Genomic DNA, 529 nt, shown 5'->3' on the forward strand with positions numbered 1-529 from the left:
AAGCGATGGAAGCCGCCGTAACTCGCGACATGACCATTATCGCCCTAACAGGAAAAGATGGTGGTGAGATGGCAGGATTACTGGGCGAAAACGATGTAGAAATTCGTATTCCATCCCATCGCACGGCTCGCATTCACGAAGTGCATATGGTCACTCTTCACTGCTTATGCGATTTGATTGACCAAGTACTTTTCCCTGCTCACGAAGAATAACAGATTTGAGAATCAGCATTATGATACGTAGCCTTATCATTTTATGTACCATCTTAAGCTTGAGCGGATGTGCGGGACTGTTCATTGCTGGAGCTGCCACCACGGCAAATATTGTGACAGATACTCGCACCACGAAGCAGATCTGGCAAGACAACAATATTGAATTTGAAGTCGCAGCGATCGGTAATAAAGAACCATTTAAAGGGCATGTTCGAGTTGTTGCGAGCTCGTACAATGGTACGGTTGTTTTAATGGGCCAAGCTCCAACTCAAGGTTTGATTAATCAAATTGAGCAACGAGCTAGAGCCATTGATGGC

Annotated in this window: 1 protein-coding gene and 1 pseudogene; both read left to right on the forward strand. The window is 45.4% G+C overall.

Annotation, left to right across the window (positions count from 1 at the left end; translation table 11 throughout):
- Positions 1 to 212: pseudogene (locus tag R7Z50_RS30845) on the forward strand (phosphoheptose isomerase); the annotation flags it as partial.
- Positions 213 to 232: 20 nt separating this feature from the next.
- Positions 233 to 529: BON domain-containing protein (locus R7Z50_RS30850; RefSeq protein WP_318150193.1), on the forward strand; the 297-nt coding region annotated here is incomplete at its 3' end.

The organism is Vibrio sp. 1249-1, assembly GCF_033340495.1.